Source organism: Thermosphaera aggregans (genome assembly GCF_014962245.1).
Lineage (GTDB): Archaea > Thermoproteota > Thermoprotei_A > Sulfolobales > Desulfurococcaceae > Thermosphaera > Thermosphaera chiliense.
This window is the reverse complement of sequence record NZ_CP063144.1, coordinates 1,134,773-1,152,972: the sequence shown is the minus strand read 5'-3', so window position 1 is coordinate 1,152,972 and position 18,200 is coordinate 1,134,773. Positions and strand designations below refer to the sequence as shown.

Annotated in this window: 22 protein-coding genes and 1 tRNA gene; 11 read left to right on the top strand and 12 right to left on the bottom strand. The window is 45.6% G+C overall.

Annotated elements, in window-relative coordinates; genetic code table 11:
* Window positions 1-25 precede the first annotated feature (25 nt).
* A complete protein-coding gene (locus IMZ38_RS06440) occupies window positions 26-607 on the top strand; it encodes a TATA-box-binding protein (RefSeq protein ID WP_193436051.1) in 582 nt (193 codons plus the stop codon).
* 33 nt (window positions 608-640) lie between these two features.
* Window positions 641-1,141: a hypothetical protein gene (locus IMZ38_RS06435; RefSeq protein WP_227410852.1), complete on the top strand. Its 501-nt coding sequence runs from the start codon at window positions 641-643 to the stop codon at window positions 1,139-1,141.
* 2 nt (window positions 1,142-1,143) lie between these two features.
* Here the strand turns inward: IMZ38_RS06435 and IMZ38_RS06430 are convergent, their stop codons facing one another.
* On the bottom strand, window positions 1,144-2,286 hold the full coding sequence (locus tag IMZ38_RS06430) for a M48 family metalloprotease (protein ID WP_193436050.1): 1,143 nt from the start codon (window positions 2,284-2,286) through the stop codon (window positions 1,144-1,146).
* Window positions 2,287-2,483: 197 nt separating this feature from the next.
* On the opposite strand from IMZ38_RS06430, the gene IMZ38_RS06425 reads away from it, so the two are divergent.
* Window positions 2,484-2,873, top strand: coding sequence for a putative metallopeptidase (locus tag IMZ38_RS06425; RefSeq protein ID WP_193436049.1), 390 nt, complete (start codon window positions 2,484-2,486; stop codon window positions 2,871-2,873).
* A 206-nt stretch (window positions 2,874-3,079) separates the two neighbouring features.
* Here IMZ38_RS06425 and IMZ38_RS06420 read toward each other — a convergent pair whose 3' ends face one another.
* The 3 genes from IMZ38_RS06420 to IMZ38_RS06410 all read right to left on the bottom strand — a co-directional run bounded on the left by IMZ38_RS06420 (window position 3,080) and on the right by IMZ38_RS06410 (window position 4,619).
* Window positions 3,080-3,979, bottom strand: coding sequence for a metallophosphoesterase (locus tag IMZ38_RS06420; RefSeq protein WP_227410851.1), 900 nt, complete (start codon window positions 3,977-3,979; stop codon window positions 3,080-3,082).
* 29 nt (window positions 3,980-4,008) lie between these two features.
* A tRNA-Lys gene (locus IMZ38_RS06415) sits at window positions 4,009-4,082 on the bottom strand.
* A gap of 33 nt (window positions 4,083-4,115) precedes the next feature.
* A complete protein-coding gene (locus IMZ38_RS06410; protein ID WP_193436048.1) occupies window positions 4,116-4,619 on the bottom strand; it encodes a hypothetical protein in 504 nt (167 codons plus the stop codon).
* A gap of 52 nt (window positions 4,620-4,671) precedes the next feature.
* On the opposite strand from IMZ38_RS06410, the gene IMZ38_RS06405 reads away from it, so the two are divergent.
* Window positions 4,672-5,304 (top strand): hypothetical protein, encoded by a 633-nt coding sequence (locus IMZ38_RS06405; RefSeq protein ID WP_193436047.1) that lies wholly within the window; start codon window positions 4,672-4,674, stop codon window positions 5,302-5,304.
* A gap of 7 nt (window positions 5,305-5,311) precedes the next feature.
* Here the strand turns inward: IMZ38_RS06405 and IMZ38_RS06400 are convergent, their stop codons facing one another.
* Window positions 5,312-5,665 (bottom strand): hypothetical protein, encoded by a 354-nt coding sequence (locus IMZ38_RS06400; RefSeq protein ID WP_193436046.1) that lies wholly within the window; start codon window positions 5,663-5,665, stop codon window positions 5,312-5,314.
* Window positions 5,666-5,787: 122 nt separating this feature from the next.
* Here IMZ38_RS06400 and iorA point away from each other — a divergent pair, with 122 nt between their 5' ends.
* From iorA to IMZ38_RS06385, 3 genes are read left to right on the top strand one after another with little or no spacing between them, the layout of a single operon-like run.
* Window positions 5,788-7,698, top strand: coding sequence for an indolepyruvate ferredoxin oxidoreductase subunit alpha (gene iorA, locus IMZ38_RS06395; protein WP_193436045.1), 1,911 nt, complete (start codon window positions 5,788-5,790; stop codon window positions 7,696-7,698).
* A gap of 9 nt (window positions 7,699-7,707) precedes the next feature.
* The gene (locus IMZ38_RS06390; protein WP_193436044.1) at window positions 7,708-8,310 is read left to right on the top strand and encodes an indolepyruvate oxidoreductase subunit beta; all 603 of its coding nucleotides are present in this window, start codon (window positions 7,708-7,710) and stop codon (window positions 8,308-8,310) included.
* Window positions 8,300-8,485, top strand: a complete 186-nt coding sequence (locus IMZ38_RS06385) for a hypothetical protein (protein WP_193436043.1) — start codon at window positions 8,300-8,302, stop codon at window positions 8,483-8,485. The genes IMZ38_RS06390 and IMZ38_RS06385 overlap by 11 nt, the downstream gene beginning before the upstream one ends.
* On the opposite strand, the gene IMZ38_RS06380 is transcribed toward IMZ38_RS06385, so the two are convergent.
* Window positions 8,477-8,995 carry a hypothetical protein gene (locus IMZ38_RS06380; RefSeq protein ID WP_193436042.1) on the bottom strand — a complete coding sequence of 173 codons (519 nt, stop codon included), beginning with the start codon at window positions 8,993-8,995 and terminating at the stop codon, window positions 8,477-8,479. The two genes, IMZ38_RS06385 and IMZ38_RS06380, sit on opposite strands and share 9 nt — an antisense overlap.
* 46 nt (window positions 8,996-9,041) lie before the next feature.
* Here IMZ38_RS06380 and IMZ38_RS06375 point away from each other — a divergent pair, with 46 nt between their 5' ends.
* Entirely contained in the window at window positions 9,042-10,022 is a 981-nt protein-coding gene (locus IMZ38_RS06375; RefSeq protein WP_319637039.1) for an iron-sulfur cluster loop, read from the top strand.
* 46 nt (window positions 10,023-10,068) lie between these two features.
* Window positions 10,069-10,386 (top strand): PolB1-binding protein PBP2 family protein, encoded by a 318-nt coding sequence (locus IMZ38_RS06370; RefSeq protein ID WP_413743234.1) that lies wholly within the window; start codon window positions 10,069-10,071, stop codon window positions 10,384-10,386.
* Here IMZ38_RS06370 and IMZ38_RS06365 read toward each other — a convergent pair.
* From IMZ38_RS06365 to IMZ38_RS06350, 4 genes are read right to left on the bottom strand one after another with little or no spacing between them, the layout of a single operon-like run.
* A complete protein-coding gene (locus IMZ38_RS06365; RefSeq protein WP_193436040.1) occupies window positions 10,372-11,244 on the bottom strand; it encodes a class I SAM-dependent methyltransferase in 873 nt (290 codons plus the stop codon). The genes IMZ38_RS06370 and IMZ38_RS06365 overlap by 15 nt on opposite strands.
* Window positions 11,237-11,635, bottom strand: coding sequence for a CopG family ribbon-helix-helix protein (locus tag IMZ38_RS06360; protein WP_193436039.1), 399 nt, complete (start codon window positions 11,633-11,635; stop codon window positions 11,237-11,239). Before IMZ38_RS06360 ends, IMZ38_RS06365 begins: the two co-directional genes overlap by 8 nt.
* On the bottom strand, window positions 11,632-12,507 hold the full coding sequence (locus IMZ38_RS06355; RefSeq protein WP_193436038.1) for a metal ABC transporter permease: 876 nt from the start codon (window positions 12,505-12,507) through the stop codon (window positions 11,632-11,634). Before IMZ38_RS06355 ends, IMZ38_RS06360 begins: the two co-directional genes overlap by 4 nt.
* Complete coding sequence (locus IMZ38_RS06350; RefSeq protein ID WP_193436037.1) at window positions 12,504-13,490, bottom strand: metal ABC transporter substrate-binding protein; 987 nt, start codon at window positions 13,488-13,490, stop codon at window positions 12,504-12,506. The genes IMZ38_RS06355 and IMZ38_RS06350 overlap by 4 nt, the downstream gene beginning before the upstream one ends.
* Window positions 13,491-13,550: 60 nt before the next feature.
* On the opposite strand from IMZ38_RS06350, the gene IMZ38_RS06345 reads away from it, so the two are divergent.
* A complete protein-coding gene (locus IMZ38_RS06345) occupies window positions 13,551-14,318 on the top strand; it encodes a metal ABC transporter ATP-binding protein (protein WP_227410850.1) in 768 nt (255 codons plus the stop codon).
* A gap of 9 nt (window positions 14,319-14,327) precedes the next feature.
* Window positions 14,328-15,188 (top strand): hypothetical protein, encoded by an 861-nt coding sequence (locus tag IMZ38_RS06340; RefSeq protein ID WP_193436036.1) that lies wholly within the window; start codon window positions 14,328-14,330, stop codon window positions 15,186-15,188.
* 66 nt (window positions 15,189-15,254) lie between these two features.
* On the opposite strand, the gene IMZ38_RS06335 is transcribed toward IMZ38_RS06340, so the two are convergent.
* Complete coding sequence (locus IMZ38_RS06335) at window positions 15,255-17,657, bottom strand: xanthine dehydrogenase family protein molybdopterin-binding subunit (protein WP_193436035.1); 2,403 nt, start codon at window positions 17,655-17,657, stop codon at window positions 15,255-15,257.
* A 5-nt stretch (window positions 17,658-17,662) separates the two neighbouring features.
* Window positions 17,663-18,196 (bottom strand): (2Fe-2S)-binding protein, encoded by a 534-nt coding sequence (locus tag IMZ38_RS06330; RefSeq protein WP_413743239.1) that lies wholly within the window; start codon window positions 18,194-18,196, stop codon window positions 17,663-17,665.
* Window positions 18,197-18,200 lie beyond the last annotated feature (4 nt).

Below are 18,200 nucleotides of genomic sequence, written 5' to 3'. Positions count from 1 at the left end.
TAAATAAATTCATCAGGGGGTTTTCATGAGTAGTGGAGCTGTTTTAAAACCAAGCTATAAAATAGAGAACATTGTCGCTACCGTAATATTGGAGCATGAGCTTGACCTTGAACTTATTGAAACACGTATCCCAGCTATCACGTATAAGCCGGATCAGTTTCCCGGCTTAATCTTCAGGCTTGACAACCCTAAGACAACAGCCCTTATTTTTAAATCCGGTAAAATGGTTGTAACAGGTGCTAAAAGCACTCAACAGTTAATCGAAGCAGTTAAGAGAATGATTAAGGTGTTACTGAGATATGATATCAAGGTTACCGGTAAGCCTAGGATACAAATTCAAAATATAGTTGCGAGTGGAGATATTGGAGCTTACGTCCACTTAGAGAAGGCTGCGTACCTTCTCGAAGACAGCATGTATGAGCCAGAGCAGTTTCCCGGGCTTATTCATAGGATGAGGAATCCCAGAGTTGTCCTCTTGATATTTAGTAGCGGGAAAATGGTAATAACAGGCGCGAAAGAAGAGGTTGAAGTAGAAAGGGCTGTTGTGAATATCGGAAACCAGCTTCTCGAGCTAGGATGTATCGCAGGGATTAGGGAGGAATTATAAGAGTATTATACGATACTATTTTTTAGTGATGAAGTGGGCAGCCACATGGACCCTACTAGGGATGATGACCTTACAGCTCACTCTGAACACTTTTCCAAGATGACGCCCGGATTAATAGTCCTAATCGATCTAGATCGCTTCGAAGAATACACTATGGAGAAAGGGTTAAACCCGTATGTCCCTAACAGCGTGACAGGTGAGCTTACGAGACTTGTAGAAGACTTCGCCATTAAATACAGGGGGGTAGTAGTTTACGGGCTTGACTATGGGAGAGGAACCGAGGAAGCATTGATAGAGATACCTTTCGGATGCGAGGAGGTGGGCTCGGTAGTCAAGGACTTGGAAAACCTGAAAAACCGGGTTAACAGTTACGGAGTTGGGGTCACAATAGTAGTTGTTTACGACTATGTTTCAGGCAAGCCGGCCTCAAACAGGAGGGAGGCATATCACGCCACTCCAGGAAGAAGGAGAGCGGTGAAAATCCTGAAAGATTTGAAGAAAAAAGGAGGTAACATTCTCCGCGTCGAATGCTGAGGCTAAACGTATTCTTCTATCCTAACCGGGCGGAATCCAACATAATCAAGGAATCTGAGCCTCTTCGGTATTGGCGGGTGGGTGCTCATTATCTCCTTGAAGCCTCCCTCCTCCTTTCTCTTCAACTCCTCTATAACCTGGTCAACATCCGTGTTGAAGTCTCTCGGAGGCGGCGGCATGTAGTGGTAGAACGGGTTGGCCAGGGTCTCTGTTAAAGCATATATGAAAAGCGTCTTCAACTTACTATTCGATAACTGCTCATACCCTCTCTCATAGTAGTTGTAATACAGGTGCAGTTTCGCAAGAGCCCGTTGCATGCTTCTCGGAGATGATACTTTCGCTCCATGAGCGTCTGCATAGTACTCTCTTAACCGGCTGAAAGCGAGAACTAGGATTTGAACAATAAAGCTTAAAACGACCGCGGCAACGCCCACCAGCATTAAGAACACTCCCCCGCCTCCCCTGCGATCTCTGGATGATAGTCTTGAAACACCGGTGAGTATGCCAGCCCGTATCAGCATAACACCGAGATAGTATATGAGGCTGGGGAATATCCCCATGAACAGCATTAAAGCATTATCCCTGTGCTTGTGATGCCCTAGTTCGTGCCCTATGACCGCTTCCAACTCCTCTCTATTAGTTATTCTCAACATCTCTGTTGAAACCGCTACGTACTTGCCTAGTAATAGATTACCGTATGCGAACGCGTTAGGAGGTCCTCTAACCACGACTGCCTTGGGAGCCTTCTTGAAGCCTGCTTTTTCAGCTACGCGGTTAACAATTCCCTGCAACTCCGCGTCAGGCTTGGCTCCGTATGCTAGATTAATCATTAGCGGTGAGAACAGGTATGATAGTAGATTGATTATTAAAATGAATACTGCGAACCCGGCAATAAACAGTGCTGAAACAGCGAACCCGGCGACCTCGGCTAGGGCTGTAAATATAAGCACGAGACCGGCGATTCCTGAGAACACTGCTAGTGCTCCTGCAAGGTACATTGATGTATAGAGTGAGAACCTGTTTGTCAGCTTCCTAGCAATTTTTGGCGCTACGAGCCCTGCCAGAAGCATAAGGGCAATGAAGCCAATAGCGTAGGCGATGATCGTAGCCATAAACCAGCCTATATCGTAAAACAACAACCACATTATTGTCACCTTTTTTGGATAACTCTTCTAACTCTTAATAAATGTTAAAACATGGTTTACAAAGTAACCTTTTAGCCAGCCTCACATTCCTAAGACACTGTTTAAAGTGCAGTACGTGTTAACGAACACGGGGGGGCTGACTCTGGGGAGGATTCTTTAATACTTTGATTAACATACAAGGAGCCCTGGTGCAGGCATTGATAAAATATTTCCATGCTGAGGATGTTTTTGAAAGAATAAGAAAGATTGTGAAAACTTTACAGCCCGAGTTTAATTATATAGATTTGAAAAGAATAGTGGTCGTCCGATCGGTAGGAAGCAAGTCCAGAGCTCTTGCCCGAATCCACGGTTTCCCACGCATTTACGCGTTCGCGATGGGGATTAAACCCTTCTACATTATAGAGTTGATTTCGGAGAGATATGACAAGCTTACAGAGGAGGAGAAGGATAAAGTATTGATACACGAGCTCCTCCATATTCCCAGAAATTTCGAAGGGGGTCTTAGACCTCACGGTAAATACGTGAATGGTAGGATGGTTAACCAGCTTTACAGGAAACTCCAGGAGCGGCGAATCCTTGAAGCATAGAGAGTTCAGCGAAACCTATTGTAGATGTTTGATAATGATCCAGCTAACGCGCTGTTTCATCCAATCCTCTTCTTCTAACATTATAAAACTTTCCGCATCATGGTTAATCATTTTAAGTGATAAACACAATATTTTACGTGAATGCTGAAGCCGACATAATCTGAACAGTGATGATGGGTCGATTAACTGAGTTTAACAAGGAATCCTTACTCGTAAGAGCATAGTATAGAGGCTGTTTCTAAATCTGCAAACTCTATTAATGCGTATTCCTTACCCCCGAATACCAGGCGGTCTATTCTGAGGAGAGGGGATTCAAGCACTGTAGACATTTGCTCAACGATTTCCTCACCCTTCTCTATTTCAATCCACAAAAGGATTTTCGACTTGTAAAGGAGCCCTGCTTTTTTAACATAGGGTGATAAGTAGTCGTCAGGGTTGGGTGAAACCTGTGTTCCTGGATGATATGGTCCTGTAGCAGGCATTATCACCAACCACTTATCTTTGTCTAGAGGTATTTTCTGGAAGACAGGAAACCTTCTTCCTCCGAAACACTTCAAGCTGGGATGCTCGTGACCAATTACCACTATGTTGTATTCTTCCGAGGGAAAATACTCATGTCCGTGGGTAATGAAGACTTGAGCATTGTTTTCAGGAACGCTAAGGGCGTTGGCTATGTTTCCGCCTTCACCTTTAACTATGTTTCTCACAAAATTGTCGTGATTCCCTCTTACTAGCAGGAACTCGCTTATACCTCGCTCTTTAAAATGCTTGAGTAGACTCCTAACCTCTATTTTCTCCTGTCTAAGCAACCTGTCAAAAGCGTGTTTCAAATCCCCGTTAACGATTACTCTTTCCACGCTGATGTGCTCTAGAACATAGTTCAACATCTCGAGAATTTTCCTGAACTGGATTCTCGGTAGGAAAATGCCTGAGTAACCGCTTTTTCCACGCAAAGAATACTCCAACCCTCTCGCAGCCGCCTCCTCAAAGCCTAAGTGTAAGTCAGCCATTACCAAGGTCTTTCTCCTTGAAAAGTAGAGGAATGGCGTGCCAGGTATAACGTATATTTCGAGGCTCTCCATCTCTGGGAATAGTTTCCGTAGCAAGCATCCTTCACCGTTAAGAAAAGAGGTAGCGGGCCCGCCGGGATTTGAACCCGGGACCTACGGGTTAAGAGCCCGCCGCTCTACCAGGCTGAGCTACGGGCCCCAAGCTTCTTTAATAATCCAAGAGCTTTTATATTTATTTTTCTGTTTTCAACGAAACTTTCACTGCAACGTATTGGATGAGGAGGATGGTGCCGATAACTAACAATATCAAGGCGAGAATGGATAAACCCGCGTACGGGAGGGAGGCGGTTTCAAGCTTGTAGTCCACCCTTACCCGTGCTCCAGCCGAGTCAAATACAATCACGTTCTCGAAAACATTAAGGCTTGTTAACTGGAAAGAACCAGATCCTCCAGCTGGTAAGACTGTGGAATGTATGATGGTTTCATTGGCTTTGAAAGTTATGTTGACCGGGTTTGCCCCTTCATTAAGGAATTCGAATTCTACTCTTCTAGCATTAAACACTCTAGGATCCTGTATGAGCATGCTGAGAGTGTAGAATGACATTCCACTTACTTCAATATTTTTAGCGCCTTCAACAACGTTTATGCTTTCATAGCTTCCTAGAAATGACAGGATTATGGACAATAGGAGCAAGCCCAGCGCAAGCATTAGCAAAATCCGTGGAGTCATCAGCATTTTCTCACCATTTTTAAATTACCTTGTAGACATTATTTAAGAATGTGAGAAATTGTCGCAGCGTGAAAAGCCGCGGAGTAGGAAGCTTACCGAGTTTTTCAAGAAAAACACGCAGGAGGATTCCGAGAAAAAACCTGTCGGGAATGTTAGTGAGCAGTTGAAACCATCAGAGTCTAGTGTTGAAGAAGACGTGGCAAAGCATATTCTAGAATTGGTTGAATCTAGAACAGGTCAATCAAAAACGAGAAGCCTAGTCGAGGAAGAATCTAGCAAAGAGGTGTCATCGGTAAAAACCTCTAAACCGCTTGCAGATGAATTGCTGGAGCAGATTCTCGCGGAAGAGATAAAGCCTATTGAATGCGATAATAAGGGTGTCTGCACGGATGGGATAAAAGTGGGAGAATTTTTCATAGATAAGTATGGTGTTAAAAGACAGAGAGGCTTCGTAAATACTACAAGACTCCCAGTATACTTAGATGTTGTGGTGGAGGAGGCAAAGGTTTCACCGCTTTTATCAAAAGCGTACTCTATCCAAACCAGTAGGAATGCTCTTGCAATAGTTCCAGAGGATTTTATATGTGAACTACAGGAGCGTTACGGCGTAGTCTTGGAAGGATTTGAAAAATGTGCTCAGGGGAAGGGAGTTACGGTATTTGATACCCATGGGAAGAAAAGGGTGAGGTAAAAAAGATTTAATGAATAGGAGTTTTGTAGTAAGTTTTGCCTTCTTCAATATCCGTCATTAAACGTGGAGTTCTCTTCCTGCGTCTCTTCTTACCAGCCCTAGGCTCCCATTTCATGCCTGGAGTTCCTAAGCTTCCATCCGGGTATTCAACTATCATTTTCAACGCTAAGAGGTGGTTGACAGCTCTTCTAACCCTGTCCTCTCCTGCAATACCGCTGAACTCTTTCACCAATTCGTCGAAGAACAACGGTCTCCCCTTGTTCCTAATAGCGTTTAATACCATTTCTGGGAGCTCACTATCTCGAGGAGCTATCTCTACAACTAGATCGAAATCCTCGTACACTATTTTCCCTTTAACCATATTATCACCATATATTAATTAGTGGGAATCTAAATATTTAAACTTTATCACTAATTAATCCCACTATGTAAAAGAAATATTCATTAACCCAACTCTTCATTAAGATTATTGCGTGATTATTGATGAACCCCATCCTCGCGAGGAAAGGCGAAACGGTTCTGTTAATGGGGAACGAGGCTATTGCTAGAGGAGCACTGGAGTCTGGAATATGCATGGCCGCTGCCTATCCGGGAACACCTTCAACTGAAATAGTTGAGACACTCTCAGAAGTTGCTAAGGATTTGAAGATCTGGGTTGAATGGAGCGTTAACGAGAAAGTAGCGTTTGAAACAGCCTATGCTGCAGCGATTTCAGGGGTTAAGAGTCTAACAGCGATGAAGCATGTGGGATTAAATGTGGCAGCAGATATTTTAATGAGCAGCGCCTACGCGGGAGTTAAGGCAGGATTCGTAGTGGTTTCAGCTGATGACCCAGGTCATCACAGCAGTCAGAACGAGCAGGACAACAGGTGGTATGGGTTCATATCTCACATCCCGGTTGTGGAGCCAAGTAGCCCTAGGGAAGCCTACTATTACACTAAAGAATCGTTTAAACTGAGTGAAAAGTATGGACACCCCATCATCTTGAGGACGACTACAAGGATTAGCCATACAAGGCAACCCGTAACACTTGACGAGGACCTTCCAGAATCACCGGTATGTAAGGGTGTCTTCGAAAAAGCGATTGACAGGTGGGTCCTTGTCCCAGGACATGCTAGGAAGCTTAAAATGAAGCTTTTAGAGGTTTGGAGGAAGATTCAGTATGATACCGGTGAGCCTTTCGCGAAAATTATAAACCCAGGCATGAAAGACGTTATAATAGCTAGCGGAATAGCGTACTCTCACGTTGAAGAAGCTTTGAGAATTCTAGGCCTCGAGTCAAAGGTTACTGTTTTAAAAATCAATATGCCTGTTCCTGTTCCAAGGAAACCTGTTGAAGAAGTGTTGAGAAATGCGGAGAGAGTATTAGTTGTTGAAGAACTTGACCCTGTGGTTGAGAAGCAGGTGAAAAGTATTTCATCAGAACTAGGTTTTGGTTGCAAAATATATGGTAAAGAGTATGTCCCGGAAAACGACGAGCTCTCCCTGCAGGTTGTTTACAATGGGCTGTGCAGATTCTTCGATAAGTGCGACCCGAGCATATGGGAAAGCGTTGGCGATTTAAAAATAGAGCCTACAATACCTCCCCGCCCACCCGTTCTATGCCCGGGATGCCCCCACAGGAGTAGCTACTATATCGTGAAAACAGCGTTGAACAAGGCTGGGATAAGGAATGTTATATTCACCGGTGACATCGGCTGCTACACTCTAGGGTTCCAGAAGCCTTTCGAGACCCAAATGACTAGTTTCGAAATGGGCGGTGCGATAGGCGTTGCCCATGGGTTGAGCAAGGTAGTGGATGAGGCGATCGTGGCGGTGGTAGGGGATTCCACGTTCTATCATGCCGGTATCCCAGGTGTAATCAACCTGGTTTTCAACAAAGGGAGAGCCATACCATTGATCCTTGATAATTCGATAACAGCTATGACTGGGCATCAACCCCATCCAGGCACCGGTGTCACAGCTGTCGGTGAGCCCACGGCTAGGATCATGCCCGAGGATGTTTTGAAAGCGGTTGGCTTCGAAACCTATCTAATCAATCCTTTGAAGGTTAAAGAATCGATAAATACCCTTGGGAAAGCTCTCGAGGAATTTAAGAGCGGGAAAAACATTGCAATAATATCCAGGGCTCGTTGCGCGCTCGAAGTCTTGAGAGATGCTAGGAAGACTAAGACAGTACTTCCTGTTTACAAGGTAGACCCTGAGAAGTGTACTGGGTGCATGGCCTGTGTCAATCTATCAGCATGTCCAGCGCTCGTAGTAGACCCTGACAGCAGGAAGCCAGTTATTATTGAGGATTTATGCGCAGGTTGTGGTCTATGTGCGAGCATATGTCCATTCAAAGCCATCAGTACTGCTAACACTCCCTCCCAGGATTGGGAAAAACTATGGTAGGTGGTGTGAATGAGTAGACGGTTTAATTTAGTCTTAACAGGAGTCGGGGGTCAAGGCTTAATCACTCTGGGAAGATTAATAGGTGAGGCTTGCATCAGGGCAGGCTTGAACGTTACCGTTGCCGAAGTTCACGGTATGAGTCAGAGAGGTGGAAGCGTCATCGTCCACGTTAGAATAGGTGAGGGAGACTCGCCTGTGATACCTGTCGGGGGAGCGCACCATATCATTGCCATGGAGGTCTTAGAAGCGGGGAGGTCTGTAAGGTATGCTAACAAGGATACAGTGATGGTTGTAAACGATCTCATACTACCACCTCCCTTAGCCAAGTACCCGGGTAAGAAGGACGTGATCGAGGCCTTGAAAAGCAAGCTGGGAAGAGTCTACTTATACGATGCGGAGGGCGTCAGTAAGAGAATTATGGGAACACCCATATCATCCAACATCGCGCTCCTCGGATTCAGCCTGGGAGTAAACCCAGCCCTGGAGGATCTAATAGGTAAGACTGATGTTGAAAAAGCCATAGAGGCCATATTCAAGGGGAAAGCCCTCGAGTTAAACATGAAAGTGTTTGAAGAAGCGTTTAAGGAGGGAAAGGCGAGCGTTGGAGGGTGAAAAAACCATAATTCGCGAGAGAATCGAGGAAGCAATAGATTTGATCGACAAGTTAGAGAGAACTGTGTCAAGGCTTCACTCAGGAGATAAGGTAACTCCCGGGACATTGTTTCAAATCTACGAAACCCTAATGACCCTGCGCGAGAAAATCGTGGAAATAAGAAGCTTAACCTAACTCTTCTTTTTCCTCAACACTACTCAAATCGTGATACGGCTTATACGTGTAAACAGTGCTAATCTCTTTGGAAATAATGTTTTCAATATATGCGTGAGGTGATGTGAAAACAATCCTAGATGCTTTAGAAAGCGTTTTCACGTTAGCTAGTCTGGATAGCCATGCCTCCTCGGTGGTCAAAGTCTGCACATGGGTTTTGAATAGGTAAGCTCTACGTGTGTTCAACTCGCTTATCCAAACATGCCCCCTACCGCCAATCGACACCAAGTTTATGCAGTATGCTTTTTCAACAAGCAACGGGTTTTTGATAGGCATTAAAAAACAGTTCTCCCCTGCTAGGAGAGTTATTCTTCCCCCTCCTAGGATAACGACGTCTCGACCTATGATCAGATCCGCGTCTACGAATCCTTTTATCACTACTTCACCGCAGCTTACCACATGGTCCCTGAACCCGTTAAGATAGTAGCTGGCTTCGCAAACGTTTTTCTCCGCTTCCATCATTACCATCATCACGATTAATGAGATAGTATTGGAAGGAATATAATAAAATAACTGCGTGATTAGTAAGTGGGGTAAGCTGCTCATGGAATTATTAGGCATTGATACGCTGGTTATTGATAGAATGTCGAGAATTCTTCAGAGAAGTAGTGAGAATTTGCAGAGACTCGACTTGTTCAACCCTAAATTCTATCCTTCCAGAAGCCATAGTGAGGAGGAAGTGTTGAGATATCTCACCGTAATGGTTGCAATGGATCACCGTCTGAGTCGACCTGGACGAGTGTACGAAGCCTGCCTAGAGGATGGTTGCTACAAGGGAGCCGATCTTCTCTACCGGCTGGGCAAGATGAAATTCGATGAAAACCCCGATTTCTTCGCTCCCGAGTACTTGTCGAAAATTAGGGAGGAGGAGGTTGAGAAATGGTTGAGCATCGGTAACGCTCGCCCAGTAGACATTGAGTTGAGAACACGTCTCCTACGGGATCTGGGCGTGAAACTAATTAAGCTCTACGATGGGAGGGTGTCGTCACTGGTCGAGGCAAGCAATAATAGGCTTCACGGTGATGGGATAAACCCTGGTTTCGCTGATTTTTTAAGAGTTTTTAGGGCTTTCGAAGACCCTGTCGAGAAGAAATCAATGCTTCTCGCCAAGTTTCTTCATTTCCGAGGGTTGTTTAAACCCGTTGACAAGCCTTACATACCCGTTGACAACCACTTGACAAGGATTGCGTTGAGAACAGGGATGGTAGTCGTCTCCGGGAGACTATGGAACGATATATTGAACATGAGAGAAGTGTCGATGAGCGATGACGTCTTGATTCGAATGGTCGTAAGAGAAGCCTACGGCTTACTAGCGGAGAAGAGTGGGCGGAGTGTTTGGGAGCTTGATGACCACTTCTGGTTGCACGGGAGGATGGTGTGCATTAGAAGTGAAAAACCCTTGTGCGAGAAATGCATGTTTAAGGGTTTCTGCAGGGCTCGTAGAAACAATGCGTTTATGGTTTACGAGCACACATATTATAACACATGGTATTACTGAGGGGTGAGCAACTATATCCGAGCGTGACATACGGGAATTACTATCCTTGAACAGTATTGAGAAATTAATCATGGAGTACTTCCTGAAGAACATAAGCGTTGGAGAAATCATAGCAATAATTGACCTAAGGGAGGAAATAAAGAAAAGGGCGAGGAGCGGGGAGCTGGTATACAGGGAAATCGATGATGCCGTAATAGAAAGGGACTTGTTAACAATCATCACCAGCCTCATCAAACGGGGTTTCCTCGAATACAACATGGGAGTTTTCAATCTGGCAGGCTGGATAAGAGATTACTTGAAGAAGAAGTACAAGTCCTTAGACGCTGGTGTTTTCAAGAGCATAGATAAATTAACTAGTGATTAGGGGTTTCCAGGCTATAAAGCCTTGTGATTCCTGGTCGAAGTATACTCTTATAAAGCCGGCTTTTTCCAACCGGTTCTTGATTCCTTTTAAAATACTGTAGTTGGTTTTGAAACCGGGTAATCCAGTGTAGTGGTACAAGATACCGCCTGGTTTTATAACCCTGTAGAGTTCTTTGTAAAAATCTAACCCGTATAAGTCACCTGTTGAAGCACTGAACCTGGGCGGGTCATGAATTATTTTGTCAAAGAAGGAGTCTTCAAAATATCTAATTAGATTTACAATATCAATGTTTGCAATAGTGATCCTTTTATCACCCAGACCCCTGCTCCACGGATTCCTCTCAGCAATCCATAGAACATTGGGATCAATCTCTGCAGATACTACTTTCGAAGCCCCTCTTTCAATAGATGCGAGCGCCGTGTATCCAAGCCCTGTGCAAGTATCTAGTACGACGTTGCCTCGTCTAACTCTTGCCTTACTAGCTTTCAACAAGGCATCTTCCCAAGGGTTTAAGCCCACAATCCTGTGCATATGTATTCCATTGATTTCTAGTGTGGGAGGCAGGTCCATTCCAATCGCTTTTAACTTGTAATACCCTTTCATGGTTGAAACAGCTATTTCATATGCTCTATCATTCTCTAAGAGAACTACCCTATCTTCCTCGCTGGGGGTAATCGCGTCAAAGTCTACCTCTATATCTCTAATCAGGAGTTTTTTACCACTTACACAAACTTTTTCACGAGTAAGACCTAAATCTAGGGAGACCTCTAAGCATGAATTCCTATTCCTCAAAGCGTTGACCAGCCAACTGGTGAACCAGTACCCGTTCACGGGCTTAAAGGCGTAAACGTTACTCATGGTTCCTAACCATTGATTCCAGAGGAATAAGCCTCAAGCTACCCGTTGTCTTCCCCAGTTCCTTTCTAAGCTTGGAAATCGTATCAGAACTCCCTTCAATAATCAATATGTTAATGTGGGAATTACCAGTTTTATAGTACATTGACGCTTTCACTATTTCCACGTATTTCCCCAAAATGGTTGAGGGGATAGGTTTCGAAGAAACTGCAACTATAATTGAAATACAGGAGTGTTTTTCTTCCACTTCAACGTGAAGGTTTTCATGCAGGTACTCGTTTAACGCGTGCTCGATGACACGGGATCTCTCGCAAGAGTTTAACCGGGCCAAGTCATCTACTAAATCAGCCATTTTGACAGGTATGCTTACTCCAAACCTTCTTTTCTTACTCACTTAATCCACCTCCTCAAGATCCCGTGAACCATGAAAACCACGAGGACGACTCCTGTGAGGCCAGTGGGGCTCAGGTTGAAGTATAGGGATAGTAGGAATCCGATGCTACAGGAGAATAGGGAAAGCGTTATCGAGTAGAGGATTAGTTCTTTTCCGCTGTTAGAGTAGAAGGATGCGGTTATTGCTGGTAGGAGTATTAAAACGTGTTGAAGAATGTATCCACTAACCCTTAGCAACCCTATGCTTGTTAAGCCGATAATGGTGTAGGTGAGGATGTCGTAAACCTCGGTTTTCAAACCTAGCAGTTTCACAGACACTTCGTCAATACCTAGTGAAAGTATTTCATATATTGAGAAGACGAAAATAATTGAAACCACCACTGTAACGAGAGTCACGAGCAACACGTCTCTGCTGGATAGTAGAAGGGGGTCTCCGAGGAAAAGAGAGTTTAAATTATAGCTGACAGGGAATAGCGTTATCAGCAGGTAACCCCCTATCACGCTGAAAGCCGAGGTTGAGGCTACTATTACTGCTGATGTATTATTAGGGTCTAAGCCCTTCCTGATCAATACTCCCGCTAAGTAGATAATGAAGAGTCCGATTAACAAAGACCATACCGGGAATTGAACACCCGTGAGGGATTCCAGCATTAAACCCGTGATTACTGCTAGAAGGCTCGTATGTGTAGCGCTAGAGGCGAGAAACTCCATTTTTCTATAGTAAACAATAATGCTGGTCAGGGAAAAGGTGAGACCCATCATTAAATACGTGATTATTTTCCTCGGATCAAAGATTAAAGCTGAGCTCACAGAAGCTACTAAGGTTATTGTCACCAGGAGAACTAGTGTCAAATATGTTTCTTTAAACTTCACCTCTCCCTCACCCTGACGCGGCTTTTTATCAAAACCCCGGCAGCCAAGCCTATCGCACCCGTTATTCCTGACAATGCCAATACCGCGGCATTGCTCCAATCATTTCCCTTTTCACATGTAGCCCGGGTTTCCAAGGGTGTTAGATTTTGCGAGACGAGTTTTGACAATCTTGATAAAAACGAATTATTGGTTAAGGGCGACTCAACTTTCAATATAGGAACCCCGTGTAATGAGGCTTGCTCCTCCAGGTATTCCGACGTCTTGGTTGGCGGATACGTCACGATCACCAACCCAATCAAGCGTTCCCGCATCAATTTTTCAACTTCTAATAGATCCATCGATGAGGCTTCAGCATCGTGTTCTGCTTTAACGAGCTTGACTACTTTGATTCCTAACCATTCAACAGCGTACTGGGATAATGGAGCATCTGCAACAGCTATTGTGTCATACTTTCCTCTGTGAACCAGTATAGTGTTTAAAACATTCTCGTATAATGCTACGTATTTACTCATGTAGCAGTCCCGCATTGAAGGGTTTAGTTCTGAAAACAGCATTGTAAGGTTGTATGTAAAGAATAAGTAGTTTAATGGGTCGTACAGTACAGCATGATAGTTGGGTTGTCCAGTGTTAGGATTCTTCAACAATCTAATTCCGCTAATACTGGAAACCTCTACAAGGCGTCCATCAAGCTCGCCAGCGTTTACAAGCTCCTTAATTTGCAACTCAGCATGCGTATGAGCCGTTGAAACGATCACATCGGCTTTCTTCAAATAATTCACATCATCAGGGGTCAGCATGTATTCATGGGGATCAACTCCGGCTGGAATCAAGCCTTTGACAGTATCGCCGGGACACGTGATTAGGGAAATATCTGGGACAAGGCTTGAAAACGTTGCGACAATGGTTAATCCTTGATCTTCACCATGGTACGAGGGCAGCCATATCAAGCCGATGATGAGGAATACTATTAAAGCCTTTCTCAACCCTAACACCACATTGTGCATAAATAAATTTAAACCCTTTAAAATAATTTGTGCACAGGGATGACCATGAAGATTTTGCTTGAAAATTTAACCATTATACGTGGAGAGAAAAAAATCGTAGAGAACTTTACAGCCGAATTCCAAGGCCCCGGTTTGATCCAAGTAATCGGCCCCAACGGCGCTGGCAAAACAACCCTTTTCCTCACGATCCTGGGATTGCTAAAGCCGAGCAAAGGCAGAATCCTCATAGATAATGACGATGTTACTGGTTCAACCCAGAAATTGAAGGGGATGGTCGCATATCTTCCACAGAGGTTTGAAATCCCTAGGAATCTCCCCCTAACGGTTTTCGAGTTCATGGAGTGTTGCATGAGGTTAAACAGTAAATGGCCCCGCGTATTTGGGAGAAAAGTCAGCTCCGATAGGATAGCGCAGGCATTGAAGCTAGTCGGGCTCGAGGAGCAATTATGGGCTTCAAAGATTTCGAGGCTTTCAGGAGGCCAGTTCCAGCGATTAATGATAGCTCGCACATTAATGCTCGACACCCCAATCATAATCCTCGACGAGCCACTCTCCAACATAGACCCTGAGGGAAGGAAAATAATGGCTGATCTTTTTGGCCGAATATCCAATGAAAAACTCGTAATCTTAAGCTCACACGACCCCATGCTCCTCATGCCTTACACCTCTAAGATCCTAGTACTTGGCAGCGGCCAGGCCTATTACGGAGCACCTCAAGACGTTGTCACTAAGGTTGTGCTGAATAAGATATATGGAGAATGCTTGATAGAGGTTAAAGACCACATTCACATCGCAGACTGGCACTGAAAGAAATGGATGGGGTGTGTTCCCATAACGCTTCGACTCTTGGAAGGCGAAGTCCTTTTATATAGAGGGTTGGGATGGGTTGTAAAAGGTTATCAGCACCCAGGAGACGCGGTTGTAGCATATCCGAGATATGACCTGATCAACGGTGGAAAACTCTACCATCATGAGATAAAATGGCTTGCAGAATCGATGAGGTTTTGGGACTGCATTAAGCGGACTGCCCCGCTAATTCCATTAGCCGAGGTCTCTAAGCCGGTAGTAAGGATGAATCAGCAAGTAACTTACTTGTTATCAACCCTGTCGGAGCTGATTAGGAATAAAGGGGAGGAAGTAGAAGTGAGCGGTTCCTCGATACTTGGTTTGAGGAATCCTAGAGATGTGGACGTTATAGTCTACAATAGCACGGTTGAAACGGCATCGGTGCTAAGAGAACTCTTAAATAAAGGTGTGCTGAGGAAAGCGGGTGAATACGTCATTGTCAATGAGTATTTAGAGAAGCATTCTTCTAGAATGCCGTTGGAGAACTATTTAAAGCTGAAGCGTAACACTTTCCTGCATTTTATTCTAGGAGGGGTTCACGTTAACGTTAAACTAGTATCGCTGTCGACAGGTTACAATTACTGTGTGGATAAGGTTGAAGAATATGCTTCTTACAATGGGTTTTTCAAGGTGTTGGAAAGAATAACCGCACCCCTTATACCTGCAAGATATCTTGCCAGGGTTGGTAATGAGATAATGGAGTTGGAGTCGTTAAGGGAGGTTTACTCGGAGCTTGAGCCGGGCGAATACTACGTGGCAGGGGGTGTTATCGAGGAGAGGAGAAGAGGCAGGGTCCTCGTTCCAGACCACGGTGTAGTGATTCCTCAGTAAATCTCGATAGATTGAGATGTGATCATATAGTTTGAAGAGAAAAGGAGAGGAGAAAATAAAAATGGTTTATCGGGCTAACCCAGCCCTCTTTAACACGCCTCTCACAAAATCGGGTGTTGCTGGAATCCTGTTCAACAATCTATTGGCTTGCTTGCTTCCAATAGCGTGGGCTATGGCGTTCACTATTGAGGGAGCTATCGCAACTATTGAGGGTTCTCCTAATCCTTTGGCCCCGAAGGGCCCTCTTATGAAGCCTGCTTCGACAAAGTCCACGTTAATTCTCTCTGGAATATCAAGGCCTGTTGGAATATGGTATGTGGAGAACGAGGTGCTGTAAACGTGCCCGTTTTCTGAATGAACAGTGTCCTCCATGAGCGCGTAGCCCATTCCCTGAATATATCCTCCAACGCCGTGGTGCTCGGCCCCAGTCCTGTTGACAACCCGGCCAATGTCGTATACAACGGTCGCTTCCACGACCTTGGTTAACCCGGTTTCAATATCTACTTCCACATCGCTCACTACAGCTCCGAAAGTATAGGTGAAGTATGGCTGTCCGGTGCCCGTCTCCTCGTGCCATTCAGCCGGTGGTGCTCTGTAATATCCGAACTCCTGGATTGGTATCCCCTTCCAGAAGGTTTGCTCTATGAGCTCTTTCCAGGTTATATGGTGCTCCGGCTGATCCTTACAGTATACCTTGGGGGCTTCAATCACGACATCCTCAGGGCTTGCGCATCCCAGCATTTCAGCAGCAAGCTTGTTCAATCTCTGCCTAATCTTGTACGCTGCCACCAGGGTCGCGTTCCCGCCCATCGCGGTCGATCTCGAGGCCACAGTTGGACCTGCGTCCGGGGTCGCAGCAGTGTCTGAAGGCTCGATTTTGAAATAGCTTGGCGGAACGCCAAGTATCTCGGCTGCAATGTTGACTAGTCCTTGTAGAGAGCCTTGGCCCATGTCGGTTAAACCGGTTCTGAATATTATGCTTCCATCTCTCTGAATTATGAGCGATACGGTGGAGAAGTCAGCTCCCTCAGCCCCAATGCTGTTCCCATGATACATTAAAGCTATACCAATGCCTCTTCTCGCAGGGCCTTTAAGCGTGCTGTATAGTTTTCTCTTCTCACTCCACCCACTTATCTCTAGAGCTCTTTTGATCGCATCCTCTAAGCCTACCCCGTGATCTAACAGCTGGCCGTGAACTGTTCTATCACCGTTTCTCAAGATATTCTTAAGCCTGAACTCCACGGGGTCCATTCCTAACTCCTCGGCAAGAAGATCCATCTGCCTCTCAACCGCGAACGTGACCTGCGGGTTGCCGAAGCCTCTGAACGCTCCAGCAGGGATTCGGTTGGTATAGACTACAGCCAGGTCGACGCGGGCGTTTCTAACCTTGTAGGGTCCAGTGCTGTGAACAACAGCTCTCCACCCTACGAAGGGCCCGAGACTCGCATATGCTCCAGTATCAAGCACTATGTCAGCGTCAACGGCTAGGAGGGTTCCATCCTTGCTTGCCGCATGCCTATACTTCGCCACCATTGGGTGGCGCTTCGTATGACCTATTATTGACTCCTCCCTTGTATGGAGAACTACTGCCGTCCTCTTCAATGCCAGGGCGGCTAGCGCGGCTTTAGCTGCGATCTCGTTTCCAACATCCTCCGCCCCTCCGAAACCGCCTCCTAGCGCAGGCGCTACAACCCTCACCATGTTGAACGGGAGCCCAAGAACGTTTGAAACAGCCCTTCTCGTGTCGAACGGACACTGTGTCTTCGCGTATATCGTCACGCTTCCATCAGGCTCAGGGATAGCTATTGCGGCCTCCGGCTCCAGGTAGGCGTGCTCCTGCATGGGCGTTCTATACTCGTTTTCCACGACGACGGATGCTTCCTTGAACGCTTTCTCAACGTCTCCAACCCTTATCTTGTACCTGGACAGAACGTCGCTACCTCTCTCATCATGTATTAGTACATGCTCCTTCTCGGTCAGCCCGTTTAACTCTATTACCTGTAACACATCCGTGTAAACTGGGAGAGGCTCGTAGTCAACGTTGACTAGCTCGCCTGCATCCCTAGCGTTCTCGAGAGATTCCGCAACGATCAATGCCACCGTATCCCCGATGAATCTAACCTTCCTATCCGCTAGCAATGGCTGGTCTGGTAGCACATACCCTACGTCGTTAATCCCAGGGATATCCCTGGCTGTTATTACCTTTAGAACACCGGGGTACTTCAAAGCCTCACTGTAGTCTATTTTCTTTATCTTGGCGTGAGCGTACTTGGAGCGTACGCTGTGGACGAACACAGCGTTCTTGAACAAGTTTATCATGTCTGCCGTGAACAGCGGCTTACCCATTATCTTTGAAATAGCGTCCCATCTCACCACGTGTTTACCTAGGTATGTGAAATCCTTTGTCGGCTTGTCCTTTGTTTTCGCGAACATTTCCTCAACGATTTGGACGTAATCCGGCTTGCTCACATGCTTCACCTCCCTATAACTTTCATGTGGTACTTCTCACGCACTTGTTTCTCATCTAAGTATATCTTCCCCTCCTTGATGTACTTTGCCGCTAGCTTAGCGGCGGCGAAATAGTAATGGTAGCTCCCACACCTGCACAATACGCTGCTTAACCATTCCTTAACCTGCTCCTGCTGAGGCTCCGGGTGGGTGTCTAGAAGAGCCTTGGTCATCATCATGAAGCCCGGGGTACAGAAGCCGCATTGAACACCCCTTGTCTCTAAGTATGCTAATTGAATAGCGTGAAGCTTGCCCTCGGGCGCCAGTCCCTCAAGAGTTAGCACTTCGGCCCCGTCAAGCGTAGCGGTGAGTGTTAGGCATGAATGCTTCGGCAAACCGTTAACCAGCACGATGCACGTGCCGCATTCTCCTCTACCGCAGCCTTCCTTAACACTTGTGAGACCCAGCCTATACCTGAGAGTGTCCACAAGTCTCTCATGGGCTGGGACTTCGAGAACATGCTCTTTACCGTTCACTTTCAGATTAATCTTGAAGCTCATGCTC